Source organism: Pseudomonas jilinensis, assembly GCF_003586265.1.
Lineage (GTDB): Bacteria > Pseudomonadota > Gammaproteobacteria > Pseudomonadales > Pseudomonadaceae > Halopseudomonas > Halopseudomonas phragmitis.
The window spans coordinates 301,012-324,322 of the sequence record NZ_QJSA01000003.1 but is presented as its reverse complement, the minus strand read 5'-3'; the positions used below and the strand labels follow the sequence as shown (position 1 = coordinate 324,322).

The following is a 23,311-nucleotide window of genomic DNA, read 5'->3' as shown; positions in this document are numbered from 1 at the left end:
GAGAAACAACATGACCAATTCCGACATCGTTCAAAAACTCTGGGGCCTGTGCGACGTTCTGCGCGATGACGGCATCAATTACAGCGACTACGTCACCGAGCTGGTGCTGCTGCTGTTCATCAAGATGGAATACGAACAGGTACAGAACAACGACGCCTTCGGTCACAAGCTCCCTGCCGGTGCGCGCTGGCCGGATCTGACCGGCAAGTCTGGGCTTGTTCTGCTCAACCACTACCGGCAAATGCTGCTGGATCTGGGCAAGAGCACAGATCCGTTGATCGCCGCGATCTACGCCGATGCCCAGACCCGACTGAAGGAGCCGCGTCACCTTGAGCAGCTGATCAAAAGCCTGGATGGCATCGACTGGTTCAGCGCCCGGCAGGATGGCCTGGGCGATCTCTACGAAGGTCTGCTGGAAAAGAACGCCAGCGAAACCAAATCCGGTGCCGGCCAGTACTTCACCCCGCGCCCGCTGATTGACAGCATTATTCGTGTGATCAAGCCGCAGCCCGGTGAAACCATCCAGGACCCGGCAGCAGGGACAGCCGGCTTTCTGATTGCCGCCGATGCCTATATCAAGAACAACACCGACGACCTGTACGACCTCGACGCCAAGGCCCAGGCCTTCCAGCGCAACCGCGCTTTTGTCGGTATCGAACTGGTGCCCGGCACCCGCCGGCTGGCGCTGATGAACTGCCTGCTGCACGGCATGGAAGGTGACGAGGAGGGCGTGGTGCACATGGGCAACGCCCTCGGCCAGACCGGCGCCAGCCTGCCGAAGGTCGATGTGATCCTTTCCAATCCGCCGTTCGGCACCGCCAAGGGCGGCGGCGGGCCAACCCGTGACGACCTCACCTACAAGACCAGCAACAAGCAGTTGGCCTTTCTGCAGCATATCTACCGTGGCCTCAAACCCGGCGGCCGCGCCGCCGTGGTGCTGCCGGACAACGTGCTGTTCGAGGCCGGCGTCGGTACCGAGGTGCGCCGCGACCTGATGGACAAGTGCAACCTGCACACCATCCTGCGCCTGCCCACCGGCATCTTCTACGCCCAGGGCGTTAAGACCAACGTGCTGTTCTTCCAGAAGGGCAGCCCGGATGACCCGCGTCAGGAACAGGGCTGTACCCGGCGTGTGTGGATCTATGACCTGCGCAGCAATATGCCCAGCTTCGGCAAGCGCACGCCCTTCGGCATGCAACACCTGAAACCCTTCGAGGACGCCTACGGCAACGACCCCAACGGCAACAGCCCGCGTGCCGAGAATGTCGAGGCTATAGGTGAGCTGAGCCGCTTCCGCGTATTTACCCGCGAGCAGATCCGCGAGCGTGGCGACTCGCTGGATATCAGCTGGCTGAAGGACGACAGCAGCCTGGATGCGGCCGACCTGCCCGCCCCGGAAGTGCTCGCCGGCGAAGCCATGGCCGAACTGACCGAAGCCCTGCATGAACTGGAAGAGCTGATGAAGGCGCTGGGCGCTGGCGATGAGGTGGCAGCGCAGAAGCAGCTGATGGCGGAGGTAATGGGGTTAGAGCAGCCGGCAGAGCAGAGTGACGAGCTGCAGGCGGGAGAGCGGGAATGAGTGGGTTGCCGAGTGGGTGGAGTCCAGCACGCCTGGGTGATGTGCTTACACTGATCAACGGGCGTGCCTACAAGAAGCACGAAATGCTTGATGCGGGTGTGCCCATTTTGCGGATCCAGAATCTCAATGGCGGGAACAACTGGTTCTACTCGGATCTTGATCTGCAAGACGACAAGTATGCGAAGAAGGGGGATCTGCTGTATGCGTGGTCGGCCACCTTCGGTCCATACTGGTGTCGATGGGATAAGGTCATCTTCCATTACCACATCTGGAATGTGGAGCCTGCTCCCGGTGTCAGTAAGAAATTTGCGTACTACGAACTTCTGAGGATTACGCAGGATATTCGTGCGGCTGCTCATGGTGTGGCAATGCCGCACATGACCAAAGAGGGTATGGAGGGCTGGGAGATAATCCTCCCCCCACTCGCCGAACAAACCCGGATCGCCGCCAAGCTCGATGAACTGCTGGCCCAGGTCGACACCCTCAAAGCCCGCATCGACGGCATTCCCGCACTGCTCAAACGCTTCCGCCAATCCGTCCTCGCCGCCGCCGTTTCCGGGCGGTTGACGGAGGAGTGGAGGGAGTTCACGACTACTGAAAGCAAAGCCAATACAGCCCAACTTGGTGAGCTGATTACGGAAATGCGGAATGGGCTCTCAGCCAAGCCAAACGAGGACGGCAAAGGGCTTCCAATTCTCCGCATCAGCTCTGTTCGGGCTGGCTCTGTAGATCAGGCCGACATCCGCTTCCTTGAGTGTAATGCGGCCGACAAGGAGCGTTATGCACTGAGAGTTGGAGACCTTCTGTTCACTCGTTACAACGGAAGTCTTGAACTGGTCGGGGTTTGTGGCCTGGTAAGACAGTTAACACATGTTGCTCTTGTATATCCAGACAAGCTCATTCGCGTCCGATGTAAAACGGATGTCGTGTTGCCGGAGTACTTGGAAATTTTTTTCGCGGAAACTTCCGCGCGGCAGAGGGTTATGGACCTTGTGAAGTCAACCTCAGGGCAAAAAGGGATTTCCGGGCAAGATCTAAAGGCGCTCTGTGTCACTTATCCCAGTCTGTCTGAACAAACCGAAATCGTCCGCCGCGTAGAACAACTCTTCGCCTTCGCCGACCAACTGGAAGTCAGGGTTGTTGCCGCCAAAAGCCGTATCGACCACCTGACCCAAAGCATCCTCGCCAAGGCCTTCCGTGGCGAACTGGTGCCCCAGGACCCCAACGACGAACCCGCCAGCGTGCTGCTGGAACGCATCAAGGCCCAACGCGCCGCAGCACCCAAGGCCAGACGCGGGAGAAAGGCGTCTGTATGAGTGATGCCGGGGAAGCAGCAGGCGTTCACAGGACGAGCCAACAGGGAGGGCGCACATGATGATTGGCCGAACACTGCAGTACATGCGCGGTGAATCCAGATGAGCGTCAGACTGCCGCTGGCGCCGGGCAAACGCTACCAGCCGGTCAGACGCTGCATTTATTGCGGCCAGCAGGGCGATGCCCTTACCACGGAACACATCGTGCCCAGAGGCCTTCACGGCAATCTGTTACTGCCTGAGGCCAGCTGCAAGGCCTGCGAGAAAATCACCTCGAGTTTTGAACACCGGGTGCTCCGGGGTTTTATGGAGCAGGGTCGCCGGGCCATGGGCATCAGCTCACGGCACAAACAACATAAAAAGTCCGCAACCCTGCCAGTTACTTTTATCGGTGCGGATGACAGCACCTGGACGAAAGACCTTCCGGTGGCTGACGGTCTGCATGTTCTCCACTTGCCTGTATTTATCCGGCCTCTCTGCCTTGGTGGTATCTCCCGCGACGGTAATCCTGAGTCCTTGGAGGTCAGGCCTGTGTCGGAAACAATTCATATCGGGTTTTTTGAAAAAATTATTCTAGAAAATGGAGCCGTCGGGGTTACGTTTGCGCACCGGATTGACCTGTGGCCCTTTGCCCGGCTGTTGGCAAAAATCGCCCATGCGTATTACATCGCTGAAAAAGGCTGGTTTGCCCCCGAAGAAAGCCCAGTGCTGCCGCTGATCATGGGGCGCAGTCGCCTTGCAAAGCAGTGGCTTGGCTGCCTTGATGGTGCTCACGAGCAGCTAAGGCTTCCAGGAAGCAAGGCGCTTCATCTGCTCGACATCGTGGAGTTAACTGATGGGGATGGCACTATATGCACCATTGTCAGGATCAAGCTGCTATCAACCGATGCCGGGCCAACCTATGCGGTTGCTGTCAGGATCAGACAAGACTCAGCCTAAGAGAGCAAACACATGGCAATTCCGGATTTTCAAAGCCTCATGCGCCCGGTACTGGCGGCGGTGGCTGATGGCATGCCGCTGGCGCTTGCGGTGCTGCGTAAACAGGTCGCCAGCAGCTTCCCGTTAAGCGAGGCCGAGTTGCAGGAACGTCTTGCCTCCGGCAAGCAGACCGTTATCAACAATCGCATTGGCTGGGCGCGTACCTACCTGAACAAGGCCGGCCTGCTGTGCATTCCGGCCAAGGGCATGGTGCAGATCACCGCGCGCGGCCTGGAAACGCTGCGCACCGGGCCGGAGCGCATTACTGTGAGCTGGCTCAAGCGTTATCCGGAATTCGCCGACTTCCATATGTCACGCCCGACAGACACCGCATCGCCGAGCGAACAGATTGAACCTGCCGAAGAATCCACACCCGACGAGCAATTGGCCGCCGCGCATCAGGCCCTGATGCTGTCGCTGGCCGATGAGCTGCTGGCGCAGGTACGGGCGGCTTCACCAAGCTTCTTCGAACAACTGGTGGTCGATCTGATGCTCGCCATGGGCTATGGCGGTTCGCGCAAGGAGGCCGGCCGCGCCACCCAGCAGACCAGTGATGGCGGTATCGATGGCATCATCAAGGAAGATAAGTTGGGGCTGGGCGTGATCTATCTGCAGGCCAAGCGCTGGAGCAACATGGTGCATCGCCCGGAGATCGACAAGTTCATTGGTGCCCTGACCCGCCAGCGTGCGCGTAAGGGCGTGTTCATCACCACCTCGGACTTCTCCGCCGGCGCCCGCGATGCGGCGCTGGGTCTGGACATCAAGGTGGTGCTGATCGACGGCAGCAAGTTGGCCCGGCTGATGGTGGAAAACAACCTGGGTTGCACTGTGAAGCATGTGTACGAGGTGCGTGAGCTTGATAGTGACTACTTCAACGAAGCCTGATTGGCTTTGTTGCCAGACTTGGGAGCAGGGTGTACAGCCGCAGCTTATGAAGGCAAAGCTGATATCGATTCAGTTCGCCTTGTTTTGACCCCCAGTAAGTGCTGTTGCCGGTCAGTAGAGCTGTCAGGCGGATCTGCGACGGCGCAAATCGATTGTCTAGACAGCTGCCATTTGACGTGCTCTTCGCAGACAAACGTGCCATGTCATCAGGGTTGCAACTGGCAGATCTGGTCGCCCGCCCGATAGGTCTTAGCGTGCTGAAACCCGAGCAGACCAACAAGGCGTTTACGGTTTTGAAGAAGAAGTTCAATTGCGATGGCGGGCGGGATTGCGTGGGATCAGGTTATGAAGGCATGGGGCTGAAAATTTACCCTCCCGTAGAAAGCGAAAAGCCCCGATGAAACTCACCGAGGCTATAGCGCCGACCGGGCACCCCCAATCCACTTGTCGAGAAGTATAGGCCAGGGCTGTATACCTTCACAACCACCGCTAGGCCATCACAACTGAAGCCCTGTTTGGTCTCACGCATTATGTAGTGCCTGGTGCCTGGCGGGGAGTACGAGGTACCGCTTACGGTCATGAATGAAAAGTCTCGCCTGGCAGCCGTGGCCGATGGCATGCCGCTGGCATTAGGGGCACTGCGTGAACAGGTCGCCAGCAGGCAAGCAAGAGACCAAGGCACAGCAGGTCGCAAATACGTTGAATGCTTCCGGTCGTTTCACAGCTGGGATCAAACAGATTACAGCCGAGATTGTTAAATTTCCTGGATGATCCGCTTCGCTCAGCGCCCCCGCCGAATCGTCTTCTTCAACTCTTCCGGGGTAATCGATCCGACAATATTCACCCCACTGCCTGGCAACGGCTGGCGCAGGATGTTGCCCTTGATCTTGCCGATCACGTGCATCTCGCAGGGTTTGCAGTCGAACTTCAGAGTCAGTTCTTCGTTGTCGTGCACCAGCTTCATCGGCTTGGCGTTGCTGCGCACGCCGATCACACCCTTGGCCTGTTTCGGGCACAGGTTGAAGGAGAAGCGCAGGCAGTGTTTGGTGATCATCACCGGCACCTCGCCCAGCTCCTCGTGGGCCTCGAAGGCGGCATCGATCAGCTCGACCCCGAAGCGCTGATAGAAGGCCCGGGCTTTATGGTTGTAAACGTTGGCCAGAAAGCTCAGGTGCGATTCCGGGTAGACCGGTGGCGGTTCGCTCACGGCTTTGCGACCACCTCGCGGGTGGGCGCTCAGGCGGGCGGAGTCCAGTTGCTCGATCACCGCGCGACGCTGTGCCTTGAGGCGCGACAGCGGCACGAAGGGCAATTCTGCCAGCGCCAGCTCGATACCCTCACAGTGGTACAGGGTGTTGCCCAGCTGGGTCAGCAAATCCTCGATCTGGCTGCGCGCGCGCTCGGCGTTCTGCGCTGCTTCAAAGGGACCTTCCAGTGTCTGGCTGACCGTCACTCCGTCTTCGCTATGAGCGCTCAGCTGCAGGGCATTGGCATCGCCGCCGAGTACCCAGTGCAGGCCGACACGGCGTTCGGCTGAGGGTTTCAACAGTGCCTGCTGCCAGTTGTGGTCCAAGTTGCGGCTCAGGGTCTGACCCGGGCGGGCACGGCGCAGCGCCTCGGGCAGCTCGTTGGGTTCGATGCGGTAGTGCCAGCGCGGCTGGCCGTCCTCGTCCTGGTGCTGGCTGAGCAGTTCGGCGATATTGGCGCGAAAGCCGACCACCTCGCGCTTGACCAGCACATTGAGACCATCGCCGTTGTTCAGCGGCTCCTGGCTGCTGACCAGCAGATCGGTCTTGCGTACCTGTTGCAGCTCGCCGACCGGCAGACCGGTGAAGGTCGGGGTGTCGAAGGCGCCGATATCGAGTTTGCGCGCATTGACGAAATAATCGGTGCTGCCGCGGTGGAAGGTCTTGTCCGGGTCGGGGATGAAGAAGTGCTGACTGCGGCCACTGGAGGCGCGGGCCAGATGCGGGCGCTCGGCCAACACCGCATCCAGTTGCTGGCGGTACCAGGCGGTGATGTTCTTCACATAGCCGACATCCTTGTAGCGGCCCTCGATCTTGAACGAGCGGATGCCGGCATCCACCAGCGCGCCGAGGTTGGCGGTCTGGTTGTTGTCCTTCATCGACAGCAGGTGCTTTTCATAGGCGATAACGCCGCCGTGTTCGTCGGTCAGGGTGTAGGGCAGGCGGCAGGCCTGCGAGCAGTCGCCGCGGTTGGCGCTGCGCCCGGTTTGCGCGTGGGAAATGTTGCACTGGCCGGAAAAGGCCACGCACAGCGCACCGTGGACGAAGAACTCCAGCGGCGTGTCTACTGCTTCATGAATTGCGCGGATCTGCTGCAGGCTCAGCTCGCGCGCCAGCACCAGCTGGGAAAAGCCGGCCTGACCAAGAAAGCGGGCCTTCTCCAGGCTGCGGATATCGCACTGGGTACTGGCGTGGATCTCGATCGGCGGGATGTCCAGTTCCATCACCCCCATGTCCTGCACGATCAGTGCATCGACCCCGGCATCGTACAACTGGTGAATCAGCTGGCGCGCTGGCTCCAGCTCATCGTCATGCAGGATGGTGTTGAGGGTGACGAACACCCGCGCATGGTACTGATGGGCAAAGGGCACCAGCGCGGCAATGTCGGCAACGCTGTTGGCGGCGTTGTGCCGCGCACCAAAGCCGGGCCCACCGATATATACCGCATCGGCGCCATGCAAAATGGCCTCGCGGGCAATCTCGGCATCACGCGCCGGGCTGAGCAGTTCGATATGGTGGGCAGGCAGGGACATGGCAATAACCGTAGGCTGGCAAAGCGCGCATTGTAGCGCCGCCCGGGCGTCCCTGCACCCGTACGGCGCCAGGCGGCGCGGGGTTGGGTTATTAAATGTTGGGGTTGAATACGCGCAACTGCTCCAGCACCTGCGCATGCAGGGCTGGATCGCCACAGGCAATCACCCGGCCACCGTGTTGGGCATCGCCGCCCTCCCAGGTGGTTATGCGCCCGCCAGCGCCCTCAACGATTGGAATCAGAGCTTGCACATCATAGGGTTGCAGGCTGGCTTCCATGACCACGTCAACCAGGCCGGCAGCCAGCATGCAGTAGGCGTAGCAGTCGCCGCCAAAGCGCAGCAACTGGACCTGATCGGCAATGTGCTGGAAGGCCTGATGCTCGGCGGCGCTGGTGAACATGTCCGGCGTGGTGCACATCAGCCGGGCCTGGGCCAGTGACGGGCAGGTGCGGGTGTGTAGCGGTTGGCCATTGAGCCAGGCGGCCTGGCCATCGCCGCTGAAGCGCTCGCCGGTATGTGGCTGGTTCATGATGCCCAGGCGCGGACGCTGGCCGTCGTTGAGGGCGATCAGGGTGCCCCACAGTGGCAGGCCGGTAATGAATGCGCGGGTGCCGTCGATCGGGTCGAGTACCCAGGTCAGAGGGGAACTGCCCCGGAATGACTCCTCCTCTTCACCCAGGATCCCGTGCTCGGGATAGTGTTGTTGGATCAACTCGCGCATGGCCCGCTCAGCAGCCTGATCGGCGACGGTAACCGGGTCATAGAGACCGGCCCCCTTGTCGGTTACCGCCAGCGGGGCGCGAAAGTGGGGTTTGATCGCCAGAGCTGCAGCGTCGGCCAGTTGGCCGGCAAAGTCGAGATAGGTCTGAAGTTGTGAATTGTTGAGGGCCATGGGCTGGTTCCGCTGCTGACTGTTGGGGCCTGAATGCATGAGTGTGCTCAAGCGTTGTAGGTGAATGGTCGGTGATTCGCGCAGCGCTGACAATCGGTTCGGGTCTTAATCACGGCTGAGCGGTTGTTGAGCAGCGATTGACTATACTCGTCAGGTCGCAAGGGATGGCCCAGGTTTTCGGGCTCGTTGGCCTGGAGCCACCTCGAGTCTTTCATACGGACATAGAGGTAATCACAATGACGCATGTACTTCGTTTTCATCTGCTTACTGCCCTGGCGTTGACGCTCATACTCTCCAGTGCCTTGTTCAATCGGGCGCTTGCCGCTGACGCCGAGACTCTGGCGCGAGACTCACGGCAGGCCCTGCAATCGCTGTATCAGTCCAATCCTGTCGCTGAAACCCTGTCACGTAGCGCCAAGGCGGTGCTGGTATTCCCCAATATCGTCAAGGCGGGCCTGGTGTTCGGCGGCAGTTATGGCGAGGGCACCCTGTTCAAGGGTGGTGAGGTGGCGGGTTACTACAACTCGGTCAGCGGCTCCTGGGGCTGGCAGGCCGGGGCGCAGTCTTATGGCTATGCGGTTTTTCTGATGACCGATAATGCGGTGAACTACCTGAGCGAATCCCGGGGCTGGGAAGTGGGTGTCGGGCCGACGGTAGTGATGGTTGATGAGGGCGTAGCCCGGCAGTTGTCGACTACCACCCTGCAGGATGATGCCTACGCCTTCATCTTCGATCAGCAGGGGCTGATGGCCGGGCTAAGTCTTGAGGGCAGCAAGATTTCGCCTATCCGCCGATGAGCTGGAGCCGGCGCGTGGTCCGCGCCGGCGCTGGCTAGACGCGCAGAGCTTCCAGTTGTTCTCGCACCGCTGGCGGCAGTGCAATGGGGCGGTTGTTGGCCGGATCAATCAGCACCATGACGCTATTGGCGGCAGCCTGGACCTGGTCCTTGTGCAGGGCACAACCGGTAAAGCAGAACGAGCTGTTGCCAATACGGTTGATGCCGGCCGCCAGTTCCACTGCATGCCAACCGGGCTGGTAGTTGTCGAAGCAGATATCGGTGGAGGCGACCAGTACGCCCAGACCCTGCAGGTCGAGGCTGCGAATGGCGCCAAAGCGGGCCTGCTCCATATAGCGGGCCAGAGCCGCTTCGCTGCGCTGACTATCGGCATCGAGATCGGCATAACGTGGGGTGATTTGCTGACGTACCGCGAAGTTGTGCGCGTGCGCCAACTGCTGGCGGAAGCTGTCGTCGGGTAATGCCGCAACCTCGCCGCTGACGGCTGGCAACAGACCGGTGCGAATATAGTCGGGCAGTTCTACCCATTGCCCCTGGGCCAGTGCGCCCATGACACAGTCCTGTACGCCGACCCGCTGACCATTCTGGAACAGTTCACTACGGACCCGGTATTGCTCGGCATCGCAGCTCAGAACACTGACCTCGGCCTGCACGTCACTGCCATACCAGGTCACTTGCTGGTAATTGGTGACGCTACGCAACGGGCGCAGGCGGACCTGGTCGGAGAACCAGGCATCGGGCCCGAACAGTTCCAGATGGGCGCGCAGGCGTGCTTCCTGATGGAAGTGGTAAAGCCGGGTGTTGTTGACGTGGCGCCAGGTGTCCAGGTCGGTGTAACGCGGAGAAAGAGTGCATTGGAACAGAAAATCTTGGGACATGATGGCGGGCAATCCTGGGCTGCTTGTACGTTGTTCTGGCTACAGCATGGCGTTCTGAGCGGCAGGCTGCAACCGCTGCGGCGCAACTATGAACTAGATGGATAGGTTGTCATTTCTAGAGCCAGATAAGGCCGTCAGTATGGTCAGGTTCTTTTGCCGGAGAGTGAGCTCCAGGCCGGCCAGCGGGCGTTGACCCAGAGTGATAAGGCGATTATCGCGCCGCCAATGGCCAGACGCAGCAGGTCGGCGTCACGGTTCCAGATCAGCAGATTGACCAGTAGCCCGGCCGGTACCAGGGCGTTGTTCATGATACCCAGAGTGCCGGCATCGACCTGAGTGGCACCACGGTTCCAGAAGAAGAACCCGAGCCCGGAGGCGACCAGCCCCAACCAGGCCAGCACGCCCCAGTGCAGGCCGCTGCTGGGCAGTTTGTCCGGGTTGCCAAGTAGCAGCCAGGCGGGCAACACCACCAGCAACGCGCCGATGAAGAAAAAGCCGAAACCTTGCCACTGCTGGCGCACATCGATCCGGTAGTGGCGAATCAGATGGGCATAGCCGACCTGCCCGGCAGCAAAGGTCAGGTTGGCCAGTTGCAGAATCACAAAGCCGGTGATGAAACTGTCGCTGATGCCGTCATAGCGGATGATTCCGGCACCGAGCACTGCGATCAGCGTGGCTACCAGCGGGCCGCTGCTGAAGCGGCGGCGCAGGGCATTGTCGACCAGCGCCACATACAGCGGGGTGAAGATAGTGAACAGCAGCACTTCCGGCACGCTGATGTAATTGAATGACAGATACAGGCCGATATAGGTAACCCCGAACTGCAGGGCGCCAACCAGCAGTACACCGGCCATCAGTCCGAGCGGCAGTTGCCGTGGCCGCAGTAATGGTAGAAACAGCAGACTGGCGAGCATGACACGGGTAAGTACGGCAAAGTAGCTGTCGACCTGGCCCGCGAGGTACTCGCCGATCAAGCTGAACGACAGGGCCCATAGCAGGGTAACGGCAATCAGGCTGGGCATGGCAGTTGTCAGTAAAGCAGGGGCGCGCAGTATATCGCTGAGTTTGGTAGGCTCACCAGTTGTGCTTGCATGAGCCCTGTAAGTGCATTACTAAAATATCGTCAGTCCAGTGGCGTTTTTTGTTAGCCTAGCCGGAGTAGCTCAGCTGGTAGAGCACGTCATTCGTAATGATGGGGTCGCAGGTTCAACTCCTGTCTCCGGCACCAACCTAAGCCCAGCGGAAAAACTTCACCTGAGCTCGCAGTCGTTCGGCCAATTCGGCCAGTTCCCGGCTCGAGGCGGTCACCTGATCGGAGCCGGCTGAGGTTTCCACTGTGGCATTGTGGATGCGGGTGATGTTCTGGTTGACCTCTTCAGCCACAACGCTTTGCTGCTCGGCGGCACTGGCGATCTGTGCGTTCATATCATTGATGGCACCGACTTCCTGGCGGATACGTGTCAGCGCGGCTTCGGCTTCATGTACCTGCTGCACAGTATCCTGCGCCAGTTCACGGCTGGTCTGCATCACCTCAACGGCATTTGCAGCGCCATCCTGTAGGGTGGTAATCATCTGCTGGATCTCGCGCGTCGAGGCCTGGGTGCGGTTGGCCAGCGAGCGCACCTCGTCGGCCACTACGGCAAATCCACGGCCATGCTCACCGGCGCGTGCCGCTTCGATGGCGGCATTCAATGCCAGCAGGTTCGTCTGCTCGGCGATAGCGTTGATCACCTCGATAATGGTTTCAATGCTTGCACTGTCGCGCGACAGTTGTTGCACTGTGTCGGCAGCGGTTTCTAGGGTGTTGGCCAGACTCTGCACCGCGCTGGCCGTGCGGCTGACGCGCAGATTTCCGGTTTCAACTTCGGCATCAGCGTTGCGCGTGGCGGCGGCGGCCTGACTGGCATAGCCGGCAACTTCACTGACGGTGGCGGCCATCTGGTTCACCGCCGTGGCCATCTGTTCAGCTTCGCTGGACTGCAGGCGGATCTGACGATTGTTGTTGCTGGCGGTTTCGCGCAACTGAGCCGATGACTCCCGCAGCTCACCAGCCACGTTGCTGACATCGCGCAGAGTCTGTGCTAGTCGCTGCACGGTATCGCCGACCGCGGCCATCACGCTGTCAGGGTGGCGGGTATGAATGGCCTGCTCTAATTCACCTTCGGCCAGGCGCTGGATGACGGCTGCGACTTCGTGCGGCTCCGCGCCCAGGGTTGAGCGCAGGTGGCGGATCAATACTAGTGAGACCACAAGGCTGACCAGCACTGCCAGCGAGCTGATCACTAGCATCAGTGTGGCAAAACCGCCCGCAGTGGCACGCACGCGGGCCACATCCGCGCTTATCAGCGCTTCCTGGTGATCAATAAAGGCATTGATGAGTTGCAGCCAGGTGCTATAGGCCGGTGAGACCTGCTTCAGCAGCATCTGGCGGGCGGCGTCGCCGCGCAGTTTGACGAGCTGGTCCGAGTAGTCCAGTGCCCGTTGCTCGATATGTTCGATGTCGCTTAGTAGACGCCGCTCCTGTTCGCTGCTAGGGGTGTTGGCAAACACAGTTTGCATGCCGTGGCGAGCCTCATCGTAGAACTTTTGCAAGCGCTCGATATCCCGCAGGAAGCCTGCTTGCTGACCTGCATCCTCGCTCAGCACTAAATCGCGCAGGGCAATTGCGCGGTCGTGCACGCTGCCGCGAAAGTTGATCGCCATGCGCTGTTTGATGGTGGCGCCTTCACCAACATCAGTCAGGGTGCGGTCGATCATGCCAACGCGTTGAATGCCGATCAGGGTGGTGAGGATCAGCAGTGAGAGCAGCAGGCCGAAACCCAGGCCCAGGCGCTGGGCCATGGAAAGTTGCGAGAACATGTAGGAATCCTTGCGGTACGGGGTGCGCAGGGGTGTGCGCTAGAATATTATACAAAAGTTGTACGATGTTTGACTCTTGTACAACTTATTGGTCGCAAAGTAAAGCTTGCTATCAAGCTGATGCCTTGGTTGCCGGCCTGTCTCTGTATGGTTTACATGGGGTTTTCATTGGTCAGACTGATGGGCTGCCATTCCGTGAATCAAGTTCGTGCTACGCTGCTTGTACAAGCGTTACCGTCTGTCCAGTATTTTTATTTTCAACGTAGGAGTTCCTGCTGTGACCGATCTGGATGTATTTCGTCAGCAAACCCGCGCCTGGCTGGAGGACAACTGCCCGCAGAGTATGCGTGCCCCGGTAACCAGCGATGCCGACGCCTGTTGGGGCGGGCGCAACTTCCAGTTTCAGAGTGAGGACCAGAAGCTCTGGCTCGAACGCATGGCCGCGCGTGGCTGGACCGCGCCTGACTGGCCGCGCGAGTATGGTGGCGGCGGGTTGAGCCGGGCCGAGACCAAGGTTCTGCAGGAAGAAATGGCCCGCATCAAGGCACGCGCGCCGCTGTCCAGTTTTGGCGTGTGGATGATTGGCCCGGCGATCCTCAAGTTCGGTTCCGAGGCGCTCAAGCGTCAGCATCTGCCGCCAATCATCCGTGGCGAGATCCGTTGGTGCCAGGGCTACAGTGAGCCGGGTGCCGGCTCCGATCTGGCCGGGCTGCAGACCCGTGCCGAGGATCACGGTGATCACTTCATCGTCAACGGCCAGAAGATCTGGACCTCCTACGCCGACAAGGCTGACTGGATGTTCTGCCTGGTGCGCACTAATACCGAGGCCAAGAAGCAGTTGGGCATCAGTCTGGTGCTGTTCGACATGACCACTCCTGGTGTCAGCACCCGGCCAATCAAGCTGATCTCCGGCAGCTCGCCGTTCTGTGAAACCTTTCTCGATAACGTGCGGGTGGACAAGGATCAGGTGGTTGGCGAGATCAACGCCGGCTGGACTATCGCCAAATACCTGCTGACCCATGAGCGCGAAATGATCGGCGGCATGGGTCGTACCGCCGCCGGGCAGAAGACCCTGCCGCAGGTCGCTGTCGAGGCTATTGGGCTGGAGGACGGCAAGCTGGCCGACGGTTATCTGCGCAGTGAAATCAGTCGTTGGGACATCGACGCCGCGACCTTTGCCCTGACCAGTGAGCGTGTGCTTGATGAGGCCAAGGCCGGGCAGGGCGTGGGTGCTGCCTCGGCGATGCTCAAGTACTACGGCACCGAACTGAACAAGCGTCGCCAGGAACTGAACATTGCCCTGCATGGTAGTCAGGCCATGGTCTGGGAAGGTGAGGCCAGTAATGAGGGTGCCATGCCGCGCACCTGGCTACGCTCCAAGGGCAACTCGATCGAGGGCGGCACTTCGGAAATCCAGCTCAACGTTATCGCCCGCAACATTCTCGGGCTGCAATGAACCGAATCGAGGAAATGTGCATGAGCGCTCTGGTACTCAATGAAGAACAAGCAATGCTCAAGGATGCTGCCAAGGGCTTTCTGGCGGAACAGGCGCCGGTCAGCCAGTTGCGCGCCCTGCGTGATACGCGCGACGAAACGGGGTTTTCCCGTGAGTTGTGGCAGCAGATGGTGGAGATGGGCTTCAGCGGCACCTTGGTGCCTGAAGCTTTCGGTGGTGCGCAGTTCGGCCATGTCGGCATGGGTCAGATCAGTCAGCAGTGCGGGCATAACCTGAGCGCTGCGCCACTGTTGTCGAGTGCGGTACTTGGCGTCAGCAGCCTGCTGCTGGGCGGCTCCCAGGCGCAGCAGGCTGAGCTGCTGCCTGCGATTGTCGAGGGCCGACTGCTGACCGCGCTGGCGATTGATGAAAGCCCGCGCCACGCGCCCTGGCGGGTCGCTACCCGGCTCAGTCGCGACGGCGAGGGCTACCGTCTGAATGGGCGCAAGCTGTGTGTGGTTGACGGCCATGTTGCCGACTGGCTGATTGTGTCGGCGCGCAGCAGTGGTGAAGAGTCCGCCCGCGAGGGTATCAGTCTGTTGCTGGTCGAACGTGCGGCGCCGGGTGTCAGTGTCGAGCGCACCATCATGGCCGATTCACGCAATGCCGCGCTGGTCTGCTTCGATAATGTCGCCCTGCCGGCCGAGGCGCTGCTGGGTATCGAGGGGGAAGCCGCTGCGGTGCTGGAGTGGGTGCTGGATGTTGGCAACGCGCAACTGGCTGCCGAACTGCTCGGGATAGCCGAAGAAGTGTTCAGTCGCAGTGTGGCCTATTTGCAGGAGCGCAAGCAGTTTGGCGTTACGCTGGGCTCGTTCCAGGCCTTGCAGCATCGCTGCGCGCATCTGTTCAGCGAGATCGAACTGGTCAAATCGGCGGTGCTCAAGGCTTTGCAGGCGCTGGATGCGTCGGACCCTGAGGCGCCGCAGTGGGTCAGTCTGGCTAAGGCCAAGGCCTGCGAGGTGGCCGAACTGGCGACCAACGAGGGAGTGCAGTTGCACGGCGGCATGGGTATGACCGATGAGTTCGATATCGGCCTGTTCATCAAGCGTGCGCGCCTGGTCCAACAACTGTTCGGTGACTACCGTTACCACGCCAACCGGTTTGCCAGCCTGCGCGGTTACTGAGTTGTACAGATGCGACAAGGCCGGGCAATGCCCGGCCTTGTCGTGTCAGTACCGATGACTCAGAAGTGCACCTTGACGATCAGGTTGGTCGCGCTCTGGTCGGTCTTGAAGGCGCTGCTGTCCTTAATGCCGTACTTGTTCTTCCAGTAGTCGTATTCGATACCCACGTACAACTGCTTCTCGGCCCAGTTCATGGCCTTGCCGAGGTCGTACTTGATCTGCGGGTTGAACTTGAAGTTGGCGTGGTAGCCACTGCGACTGTCGTTGTCGACCACCCAGTCGATGAAGCCATCAATCAGAATGTCGGAACGCCCGGCTGGCACGGTGTAGGCCCACACCGGCGTGATCTGCCAGACACCACGACCACCGTCCGGAGTATCGGCGCGGCGGTAATAGGTGTTGAGCTGAAAGTAATCGAAGCCGGGGATGTCGAGGTCAAAGCCAGGACCGAGCAGGTAGTTGTGCAGATCGCCACGGCCGAACTCGTAGGTGGCGGCCAGCAGCACGTCCTTGATTGGGCCAACGCTGAGATCCTGGCCACTGAGCTTGCCGAACGACAGGCGTGGTGAGAACTCGCCGTAGTAGCTGCTGTTGTCACCCCGGGCGTTTTTGTCGCCGTTGTAATGGATGCTGTCGATGAAAAAGAACAGGTCACCGAAATTCCAGCCGCTGGCATGCTCGAAGGTGACGGTTTGCTGGGTCTTGGGGTCGACCTGGAAATCCGTTCCGTACAGATAGGTCAGGCTGTTGTTCTGCCATTGCAGAGGGTAGGCCAGGGCACTGGCGCTGGTCAGCAGAGCGCAGGCGCCCAGGGCGGCGGTGACGAAACGTGGCATGTGATACTGCTCCGGTATGCATTCTTTGGGGGGTTGGCGGTGGCGCGGTTTGGCGCCCGGCGCGCATGGTAAAAGCAAAACGCCAGATTGCACAGGGTCTGATGCGATACCACTAGGCACGAGGAGGTTCAGTGTTTAACCTTTCGGGGTGTCTAGCTTGCCGGATTCTGACTAATGCTGCTTCGCGGACTGACCTGGCTGATCCTGTTTCAGCTTTTGGGTACGGGGCTGAATGCCCTGTTTTTGCCTTTTTTGCCCGGCCCGATCATCGGGATGGCGCTGCTGGTGGTGTATCTCTGCGTGCGCGGTGGAGTCAGCGATTCACTGGATCTGGCTGCCAGCGGCTTGCTCAAGTACCTGCCGCTGATTCTGGTGCCGCCGGCAGTCGGGGTCATGGCCTATGGCGCCGAGATCGCTGCTGATGCCTGGGCGATTGCGATAACGCTGGGGCTGTCTTTCATCCTTAGTCTGCCGCTGTGCGGCTGGCTGATGCAGCGGCTGATCCAGCGTCAGCAGCGGGGGCGTTCATGAGCGGTTCATGGCAACTGGCCTGGCAGGCGGTAGTCGGGCACCCGCTGTTCTGGCTCGGGGTGACCCTGGGGGCCTATCAATTGGGGCTGGCATTGTATGAGAAGAGCCGGCTGGCGATCTTCCATCCAGTGCTGGTGTCGGTGCCGATCGTAGTTGCGGTGCTGTGGAGTCTGGACGTGGATTTTGCCGGTTACCGCGCAGCGGTAATGCCGCTGCTGATTCTGCTTGGTCCGGCCACGGTGGCCTTGGCGATTCCTCTGTATCTGAATCTGCGGCGCATCCGCCAGTTCTTCTGGCCGGTGCTCCTGACCCTGGCCTTCGGTGGGCTGTTCGCCACCGTCAGCACCTTGTTGATCGCCTGGCTGCTGGGGGCCGACAACATGATCCTCATGACCTTGGCGCCTAAGTCGGTAACCTCGCCGATTGCCATGCTGGTGGCCGAGCAGATTGGTGGTGTAGCGGCGTTGGCGGCGGTCTTTGTAATGTTCACCGGGGTGCTGGGGGCGGTGTTTGGCCCCTGGCTGTTGCAAGTCTGCGGCATTAGCCATCCGGCCGCGCGGGGCATGGCGCTGGGAATGATCGCCCATGCGGTAGGGACTTCACGTGCACTGGAGGAGGGCGAGGAAACCGGTGCCTTCTCGGCCCTGGCCATGAGCCTGATGGGGATGGCCACTGCGTTGTTGCTGCCGCTCGGGGTGGCGTTGTGGGCTATGCTCTGAGGGTTGTCCCGGAGCGTGCTTGAACGGCGCTGATGGGGTGCAATGCCATGGATCTGGGGACTCCGGAGGATTGGAAGCGGCGAATTTGATTTGCGTCAATTTGCCATATACCGCTTAGGGTGGCTTGGTGGGACACTTTTTATGCTGTCCCCACCGTCTCTTTCACCGGAGTAAGCAGATTGGTATTGTTGAACTCTTGCGCCTGCAATTCGCCTTTACGGCGATGGTGCACTTGCTGTTCGTTCCTTTGACCCTGGGGCTGGCTTTCATTCTGGCGATTATGGAGTCGGTCTATGTGATGCCAGCAAGACCCTTTATCGCGACATGACCAAATTCTGGGGCAAGCTGTTCGTTATCAACTTTGCCCGGGGGCACCACCGGCCTGGCGATGGAGTTTCCAGTTCGGCATCAACTGGTCGTACTGCTCGCACTATGTTGGCGATATCTTCGGTGCGCCGCTGGCGATTGAAGCGCTAATCGTGTTCTTTCTCGAATCCACTCTGTTCGGCCTGTTCTTCTTTGGCTGGGACCGCATGAGCAAGGTCAAGCACCTGGCGGTCACCTGGCTGATGGTGCTGGATCTGTCACCAGGTGTCGATGAACGGCCGCAGGCCACGCTCGAGTGACTCCGGCGGTGCCGAGCTGAGTCCGCGCAGGAGCCAGTCGCGGGTCTCCAAGGGGTCGATCACCGCGTCAATCTCAAGGAAGCTGGCCATGCTCAGCCCCTTGCCGCGCTGATACAGCTCGGCGACCAGTTTATCGAACAGTGCTTGCTGTTCGGCGGGATTCTCAAGCGCCGCCAGCTCCTTGGCATAACCCAGGCGCACTGCACCCTCAAGGCCCATGGCACCAAACTCGCTGCTCGGCCAGCCGATGGTGAACATCGGCGCATGGAAACTGCCAGCGGCCATGGCCTGAGCGCCAAGGCCGTAGCCCTTGCGCAGTACCACGGTGAAGAACGGAATCGTCAGGCTGGCGGCGGTGACGAACATCCGCGAGACATGGCGCACCGTGGCCTGTTGTTCGGCGTCCGGGCCGACCATGAAGCCGGGGGTGTCGCACAGCGAAACCATCGGCAGGCCATGGGCCTGACACAACTGCATGAAGCGTGCGGCCTTGTCGCCGGCCACCGCATCGATGGCGCCGCCCAGATGCATGGGGTTATTGGCGATCAGGCCGAAGGCCTTGCCGTTGATGCGGATCAGCGCGGTGATCAGGCCGGGGGCGAACTGCCGGCGCAGTTCCAGCACCGAGCCGGTATCGGCCAGGGTTTCGATCACCTCACGGATGTTGTAGACGCGCAGGCGGTTCTCCGGAATCAGGTGACGCAGCAAGCGCTGGTCGGCACACCCGCCGCCGGGCAGGTCGCCCTGGAAGTAACTCAGGTACTGCTTGGCCACCCGGGTAGCTTCGGCTTCATCCTTGACCAGTACGTCTATCACCCCGTTGGGGCTCTGCATACTGGTCGGGCCAACCTGTTCCGGTGTAAAGCGGCCCAGCCCGCCACCTTCGATCATCGCCGGGCCGGCCATGCCGATGGTCGCGTTCTCGGTGGCGATGATCACGTCACAGCAGCCGAGCAGCGCGGCGTTACCGGCAAAGCAGCGTCCGGAGACCACGCCAACCAGCGGCACCTGACCGCTGAGCCGGGCCATGCGCATAAAGGTGGTGCAGTCGAGTCCCGCTACGCCAACCTTGTCGATGTCGCCGGGGCGTCCGCCGCCGCCTTCGGTAAAGAACACCAAGGGCAGGCGCCATTGCTCGGCCAGCTCAAGCATGCGGTCGGTTTTCTTGTGGTTGGTCACGCCCTGGGTGCCGGCGAATACCGTGTAGTCGTAACTCATGGCCATGCAACGGGCCTTTTCCGCGCCAAACTGCGCGGCATTGACCGTGCCGATGCCGGCAATCAGACCGTCGGCCGGGCTCAGCTTGAGCAATTCCTCGTGTGTGCGGCGGGTGCGTTGGGCGGCCAGGGCAAAGCCGCCGTATTCCATAAAACTGCCATCATCCAGCAGATCAGCCAGGTTTTCGCGGGCGGTGCGCTGGCCGGTCTTGCGCCGTTTGGCCACCGCATCTGGGCGACGGGTATCGGTCAGCTCGGCCTGACGCTCGAGCACCTCGCGCAGGTCGGCACGGATATGTTCCAGATCAATACTTTCCTCGGTCACTATACCTTCGGCGCTGACCTCGGCGGGCTCGAGAAACAGCAGGGGGCTGCCTTCGAACAGGTTGTCGCCGGGTGCGACTGCCAACGCCCGAACAATACCGCTTTGGCTGGCCTTGACCACGAACTCCATCTTCATCGCTTCCATTACCGCGACCTGCTGGCCAGCGGCGACGGCGTCGCCGACCTGCACATCCAGGCTGACCAGTACGCCCTGTACCGGGGTGTTCAGTGGTTCAGTGCCGGCCGGGGCATCGATATCGGTTTGGCGCTGGGTCTGGCTGGTTGACTGGCCCTTGGCATACAAATGCGGATGAGCCTGACTGCCTGCGCCGACCAAGCTTGCCGCTTCGGCTTCGATAAAGCCGGTGCTGACCTGATTGGCCTGCACTGCCGGATGCTGCAGCAGGTTCTGCAGAAAATGCAGGTTGCTGGCCACACCTTCCAGACGGAATTCGCACAGAGCGCGGTAGGCGCGCTTGAGCACCTGCTGGTAGTCGGCTGCGGCCTGCACGATCAGCTTGGCCAGCAGCGAGTCAAAGCTGGGGCTGGTGGTATAGCCGCTGTAGCCGTAGCCATCGACGCGGATACCAGCACCGCTCGGCGGTTCATAGGCGCTTAGGGTGCCACCGGCTGGACGGGCGCTGCCGTCGCTGGCCATGCTTTCCAGATTGATCCGCAACTGCACGGCGTAGCCGCGCGGTGCGGGTATCCGGTCCTGGGTCAGCCCCAGTTCGGCCAGTGTTGCGCCAGCGGCCAGGCGCAGCTGAATCTGCGCCAGATCCAGTCCGGTGACCGCTTCGGTGACCGTGTGCTCGACCTGGATACGCGGGTTGGCTTCCATGAAGACGAAGTCGCCGCTGTCTTCATCAAGCAGGAATTCGACGGTACACAGGCCGCGATAGCCGACCGCGCCAGTGAGGGTCAGCGCGGCCTGCAACAGCTGTTCGCGGATCGCTGGGTCCAGCCCCGGTGCCGGGGCGATTTCCAGCAGCTTCTGGTTGCGTCGTTGCAGGGTGCAGTCGCGCTCCCAGACATGCGCGACCTCGCGGCCATCGCCAATGATCTGCACTTCGATATGTCGGGCGCGGCGGATCAGTCGTTCGATATACAGCTCGCCACTGCCAAAGGCAGCCGTGGCCTCGGATTGGCAGCGGGCGTAGGCCTCGTCCAGTTCGGCCGGTTCAAGCACCGCGCGCATGCCTCGGCCACCACCACCGGCCAGTGCCTTGAGCATCACCGCAGCGCCGGGCCCCAATTGCTGCATAAAGGCGCGGGCCTGCTCCAGCGAGGTTGGTTCATTGGTGCCCTGCACCAGTGGGATACCCAGCTCCAGTGCCAGAGCGCGGGCGCTGGCCTTGTCACCAAAACGTTTGAGCACCTCGGCGCTGGGGCCAACAAAGCGGATACCGGCACTGTCGCACTGGGCGGCGAAGGCGGCGTTTTCACTGAGAAAACCGTAACCGGGGTGGATAGTGTCGCAGCCCTGCTCACGGGCGATGGCGATCAATTGCTCGCCATCCAGGTAGGCACTGGCCCCCCGGCCCCTGAGGGCGATGGCCTGATCGGCCTTGTGCCGGTGCAACGAGGCGGCATCGTCCTCGGCATACACGGCGATGCTGGGGATATCCAACTCGGCGGCGGCGCGGGCCAGGCGGATGGCAATTTCGCCGCGGTTGGCGATCAGCAGTTTGGTGATGGGCATCAGAGCCAGTCCTTGAGTTCGTTTTTCTTGACCTTGCCGGTCGCGGTCATTGGCAGTGACTCGACCAAACGGATTTCCGGGATCTTGTAAACGGCCATGGCCTGTTTGCACCAGTTCATTAGGCTCTCGGCATCCAGCCCGCTACCGGGCTTGGCCACCACAAAGGCCACGGGTACTTCGCCTTTTTTATCATCCGGGCGACCGATCACCGCCGAAGCCAGCAGTTGCGGATGCTGGCCAAGCATGGCTTCCAGCTCACTGGGGAAGACGCTCATCCCGTTGACCTTGAGCATTTCCTTGCGTCGACCCAGGTAGCGGATAAAGCCCTGTTCGGTAATCACGCCGCTGTCGCCGGTATGCAGCCAGCCATCCTTGAGCGCTTCAGCGCTGGCCTCGGGCTTGTTCCAGTAACCTTTGAGCAGTGAGGGACTGCGCAGGCACAGTTCGCCTTCCTCGCCCAGCGGCAGTAGTTCGCCGGTTTCGAAACTGCAGACCTTGAACTCGGTGCCCGGTACCGGAAGGCCGACGAAGGTGGGCGCGGATTTAAGGTCGAAGTCGTCGTCCTGCAGGCCGGCGGTGAAGGTGTCGCAGGTATGGGTTTCGGTCATGCCGAAGCTGGTTTCAAACAAGGTGCAGCCGGTCAGCTGGTGCCAGCGGCGGCGGTATTCCGGAGTCAGTTTCTTGATAAAGGACACGCAACTGGTGACGCTCAGCGAGCTGAAATCGAATGTCTGTACCTGCGGGTGATCCAGTACCTCGGCGGCGCTGTCGACCAACAGGCCGGTATGATTGACCCGGTAATGCTGAATCGCGCTCATGAACGCCAGAGCGTCCCAACGCGCCAGCAGCACCAGCGTGGTACCGCCGAATACCGGGAACAGCAGCCCGGCGTTTTCGCCGGCGATCCAGAATTCGGGCATGAAATTCAGGCTGACGCGCTGACTGTCCAGTCCCAGTGCCGCGGGCAGGAAGCTGGCGCAGGTATAGAGCATGTCGCCGTGGGTGTGGATGCAACCCTTGGGCAGGCCGGTGGTGCCGCCGGTGTAGTTGAGTGCGGCGACATCATCCAGAGCTGGTGTCGGCCAATCGCGACGTGGTTTTGTGACGGCCAGTGCCGGCAGCAGGTCGATGCTGTCGCTCACTTCCAGCTTGGGCGCACGCAGCAGGTCCGGCACCGGAATCGGTGGCTCGGCTGGGCACAGTTCGGACAGACTGGTGCTGATTACAAGGCGCAGATCGGTGCCTTCGCGGGCCTGGCGCACCACCGGCAGCAGTTGGTCGAAGCAGACGATCACGCTGGCACCGCAGTCCTTGAGCTGGTAGCCCAGTTCCATCGGCATGGCCATCGGGCTGACCGGGGCGTGAATGGCACCGGCCTTGAGTATGCCGTAGAACACAATGTGGAACTGCGGGCAGTTGGGCATGAATACCGCGACCCGTTCACCGGGCTGAATACCCTGGGCGTGCAGCAGAGTAGCGAAACGGTCGGATTGCTCGTCCAGCTCGGCATAACTCAGACTGTAGCCATAGAACTGCACCGCCGGCTTGTCCGGACTGGTGCGCCCCCAGTGCCGTAGGTATTCGGTCAGCGGCTGGCGCCCCAGCGGGTATTCAGGTTCGCGCGCATGGCCGTTAGGCCAGGCCTGCTGTTGCAGGTGCGCGAGTTGTTCCAGATACGCCTGTTCGTTCATGCCGGGATCCCTCTGCTGTTGTTATATGGTGTGTACCCTGGTGCAAGAGTAGGCAGGCTGGCGTAGCACTGAAAGCGATGATTATTC

At 60.8% G+C, this 23,311-nt stretch carries 18 protein-coding genes, 1 tRNA gene and 2 pseudogenes; 12 read left to right on the top strand and 9 right to left on the bottom strand.

What is annotated here, in order from left to right; genetic code table 11:
- Positions 1–10: 10 nt before the first annotated feature.
- From C2846_RS04965 to C2846_RS04945, 5 genes are all read left to right on the top strand, one after another.
- Entirely contained in the window at positions 11–1,579 is a 1,569-nt protein-coding gene (locus C2846_RS04965; protein WP_119700838.1) for a class I SAM-dependent DNA methyltransferase, read from the top strand.
- Positions 1,580–1,620: 41 nt separating this feature from the next.
- Entirely contained in the window at positions 1,621–2,895 is a 1,275-nt protein-coding gene (locus tag C2846_RS04960; RefSeq protein WP_205890100.1) for a restriction endonuclease subunit S, read from the top strand.
- 99 nt (positions 2,896–2,994) lie between these two features.
- Positions 2,995–3,831: an HNH endonuclease gene (locus tag C2846_RS04955; RefSeq protein WP_119700836.1), complete on the top strand. Its 837-nt coding sequence runs from the start codon at positions 2,995–2,997 to the stop codon at positions 3,829–3,831.
- Between the two features lie 12 nt (positions 3,832–3,843).
- Positions 3,844–4,755, top strand: a complete 912-nt coding sequence (locus tag C2846_RS04950; RefSeq protein WP_119700835.1) for a restriction endonuclease — start codon at positions 3,844–3,846, stop codon at positions 4,753–4,755.
- Between the two features lie 152 nt (positions 4,756–4,907).
- Positions 4,908–5,156, top strand: a complete 249-nt coding sequence (locus C2846_RS04945; RefSeq protein ID WP_165443768.1) for a DUF3800 domain-containing protein — start codon at positions 4,908–4,910, stop codon at positions 5,154–5,156.
- Positions 5,157–5,536: 380 nt separating this feature from the next.
- Here C2846_RS04945 and C2846_RS04940 read toward each other — a convergent pair whose 3' ends face one another.
- Both C2846_RS04940 and hisN read right to left on the bottom strand, forming a co-directional pair.
- Positions 5,537–7,534 carry a peptidase U32 family protein gene (locus tag C2846_RS04940; RefSeq protein ID WP_119700834.1) on the bottom strand — a complete coding sequence of 666 codons (1,998 nt, stop codon included), beginning with the start codon at positions 7,532–7,534 and terminating at the stop codon, positions 5,537–5,539.
- A gap of 91 nt (positions 7,535–7,625) precedes the next feature.
- Positions 7,626–8,426 carry a histidinol-phosphatase gene (hisN, locus tag C2846_RS04935; RefSeq protein WP_119700853.1) on the bottom strand — a complete coding sequence of 267 codons (801 nt, stop codon included), beginning with the start codon at positions 8,424–8,426 and terminating at the stop codon, positions 7,626–7,628.
- Between the two features lie 236 nt (positions 8,427–8,662).
- Here hisN and C2846_RS04930 point away from each other — a divergent pair, with 236 nt between their 5' ends.
- Positions 8,663–9,223, top strand: a complete 561-nt coding sequence (locus C2846_RS04930; RefSeq protein ID WP_119700833.1) for a lipid-binding SYLF domain-containing protein — start codon at positions 8,663–8,665, stop codon at positions 9,221–9,223.
- Between the two features lie 34 nt (positions 9,224–9,257).
- Here C2846_RS04930 and C2846_RS04925 read toward each other — a convergent pair whose 3' ends face one another.
- Both C2846_RS04925 and C2846_RS04920 read right to left on the bottom strand, forming a co-directional pair.
- On the bottom strand, positions 9,258–10,100 hold the full coding sequence (locus tag C2846_RS04925; protein WP_119700832.1) for an acyl-CoA thioesterase family protein: 843 nt from the start codon (positions 10,098–10,100) through the stop codon (positions 9,258–9,260).
- A gap of 143 nt (positions 10,101–10,243) precedes the next feature.
- Positions 10,244–11,122: a carboxylate/amino acid/amine transporter gene (locus C2846_RS04920; RefSeq protein ID WP_119700831.1), complete on the bottom strand. Its 879-nt coding sequence runs from the start codon at positions 11,120–11,122 to the stop codon at positions 10,244–10,246.
- A gap of 130 nt (positions 11,123–11,252) precedes the next feature.
- Here C2846_RS04920 and C2846_RS04915 point away from each other — a divergent pair.
- Positions 11,253–11,328, top strand: a tRNA-Thr gene (locus C2846_RS04915).
- A gap of 2 nt (positions 11,329–11,330) precedes the next feature.
- Here the strand turns inward: C2846_RS04915 and C2846_RS19050 are convergent.
- Both C2846_RS19050 and C2846_RS19045 read right to left on the bottom strand, forming a co-directional pair.
- Positions 11,331–12,038 (bottom strand): methyl-accepting chemotaxis protein, encoded by a 708-nt coding sequence (locus tag C2846_RS19050; protein ID WP_420849003.1) that lies wholly within the window; start codon positions 12,036–12,038, stop codon positions 11,331–11,333.
- 420 nt (positions 12,039–12,458) lie between these two features.
- A pseudogene (locus C2846_RS19045) lies at positions 12,459–12,941 on the bottom strand (MCP four helix bundle domain-containing protein); the annotation flags it as partial.
- Positions 12,942–13,236: 295 nt separating this feature from the next.
- On the opposite strand from C2846_RS19045, the gene C2846_RS04905 reads away from it, so the two are divergent.
- Positions 13,237–14,415, top strand: coding sequence for an acyl-CoA dehydrogenase family protein (locus C2846_RS04905; protein ID WP_119700830.1), 1,179 nt, complete (start codon positions 13,237–13,239; stop codon positions 14,413–14,415).
- A gap of 20 nt (positions 14,416–14,435) precedes the next feature.
- Complete coding sequence (locus C2846_RS04900) at positions 14,436–15,578, top strand: acyl-CoA dehydrogenase family protein (protein ID WP_119700829.1); 1,143 nt, start codon at positions 14,436–14,438, stop codon at positions 15,576–15,578.
- Between the two features lie 59 nt (positions 15,579–15,637).
- On the opposite strand, the gene C2846_RS04895 is transcribed toward C2846_RS04900, so the two are convergent.
- A complete protein-coding gene (locus C2846_RS04895; protein ID WP_119700828.1) occupies positions 15,638–16,414 on the bottom strand; it encodes an outer membrane protein OmpK in 777 nt (258 codons plus the stop codon).
- A 174-nt stretch (positions 16,415–16,588) separates the two neighbouring features.
- On the opposite strand from C2846_RS04895, the gene C2846_RS04890 reads away from it, so the two are divergent.
- The 3 genes and pseudogenes from C2846_RS04890 to C2846_RS04880 all read left to right on the top strand — a co-directional run.
- The gene (locus C2846_RS04890) at positions 16,589–16,945 is read left to right on the top strand and encodes a CidA/LrgA family protein (protein ID WP_080049307.1); all 357 of its coding nucleotides are present in this window, start codon (positions 16,589–16,591) and stop codon (positions 16,943–16,945) included.
- A complete protein-coding gene (locus C2846_RS04885; protein ID WP_080049308.1) occupies positions 16,942–17,664 on the top strand; it encodes an LrgB family protein in 723 nt (240 codons plus the stop codon). The genes C2846_RS04890 and C2846_RS04885 overlap by 4 nt, the downstream gene beginning before the upstream one ends.
- A 223-nt stretch (positions 17,665–17,887) precedes the next feature.
- Positions 17,888–18,242, top strand: a pseudogene (locus tag C2846_RS04880) (cytochrome ubiquinol oxidase subunit I); the annotation flags it as partial.
- A gap of 6 nt (positions 18,243–18,248) precedes the next feature.
- Here C2846_RS04880 and C2846_RS04875 read toward each other — a convergent pair.
- Complete coding sequence (locus C2846_RS04875; protein WP_119700827.1) at positions 18,249–21,533, bottom strand: carboxyl transferase domain-containing protein; 3,285 nt, start codon at positions 21,531–21,533, stop codon at positions 18,249–18,251.
- Positions 21,533–23,224 carry an AMP-binding protein gene (locus C2846_RS04870; protein ID WP_119700826.1) on the bottom strand — a complete coding sequence of 564 codons (1,692 nt, stop codon included), beginning with the start codon at positions 23,222–23,224 and terminating at the stop codon, positions 21,533–21,535. Before C2846_RS04870 ends, C2846_RS04875 begins: the two co-directional genes overlap by 1 nt.
- Positions 23,225–23,311: the final 87 nt, after the last annotated feature.

Excerpts from the sequence above, each read along its gene's own strand:
- C2846_RS04965 (WP_119700838.1), top strand. The coding sequence starts at position 11 with ATGACCAATTCCGACATCGTTCAAAAACTCTGGGGCCTGTGCGACGTT.
- C2846_RS04955 (WP_119700836.1), top strand. The coding sequence starts at position 2,995 with ATGAGCGTCAGACTGCCGCTGGCGCCGGGCAAACGCTACCAGCCGGTC.
- C2846_RS04950 (WP_119700835.1), top strand. The coding sequence starts at position 3,844 with ATGGCAATTCCGGATTTTCAAAGCCTCATGCGCCCGGTACTGGCGGCG.
- C2846_RS04940 (WP_119700834.1), bottom strand. The coding sequence starts at position 7,534 with ATGTCCCTGCCTGCCCACCATATCGAACTGCTCAGCCCGGCGCGTGAT.
- hisN (WP_119700853.1), bottom strand. The coding sequence starts at position 8,426 with ATGGCCCTCAACAATTCACAACTTCAGACCTATCTCGACTTTGCCGGC.
- C2846_RS04930 (WP_119700833.1), top strand. The coding sequence starts at position 8,663 with ATGACGCATGTACTTCGTTTTCATCTGCTTACTGCCCTGGCGTTGACG.
- C2846_RS04925 (WP_119700832.1), bottom strand. The coding sequence starts at position 10,100 with ATGTCCCAAGATTTTCTGTTCCAATGCACTCTTTCTCCGCGTTACACC.
- C2846_RS04920 (WP_119700831.1), bottom strand. The coding sequence starts at position 11,122 with ATGCCCAGCCTGATTGCCGTTACCCTGCTATGGGCCCTGTCGTTCAGC.
- C2846_RS19050 (WP_420849003.1), bottom strand. The coding sequence starts at position 12,038 with ATGGCCGCCACCGTCAGTGAAGTTGCCGGCTATGCCAGTCAGGCCGCC.
- C2846_RS04900 (WP_119700829.1), top strand. The coding sequence starts at position 14,436 with ATGAGCGCTCTGGTACTCAATGAAGAACAAGCAATGCTCAAGGATGCT.
- C2846_RS04895 (WP_119700828.1), bottom strand. The coding sequence starts at position 16,414 with ATGCCACGTTTCGTCACCGCCGCCCTGGGCGCCTGCGCTCTGCTGACC.
- C2846_RS04890 (WP_080049307.1), top strand. The coding sequence starts at position 16,589 with ATGCTGCTTCGCGGACTGACCTGGCTGATCCTGTTTCAGCTTTTGGGT.
- C2846_RS04885 (WP_080049308.1), top strand. The coding sequence starts at position 16,942 with ATGAGCGGTTCATGGCAACTGGCCTGGCAGGCGGTAGTCGGGCACCCG.
- C2846_RS04875 (WP_119700827.1), bottom strand. The coding sequence starts at position 21,533 with ATGCCCATCACCAAACTGCTGATCGCCAACCGCGGCGAAATTGCCATC.
- C2846_RS04870 (WP_119700826.1), bottom strand. The coding sequence starts at position 23,224 with ATGAACGAACAGGCGTATCTGGAACAACTCGCGCACCTGCAACAGCAG.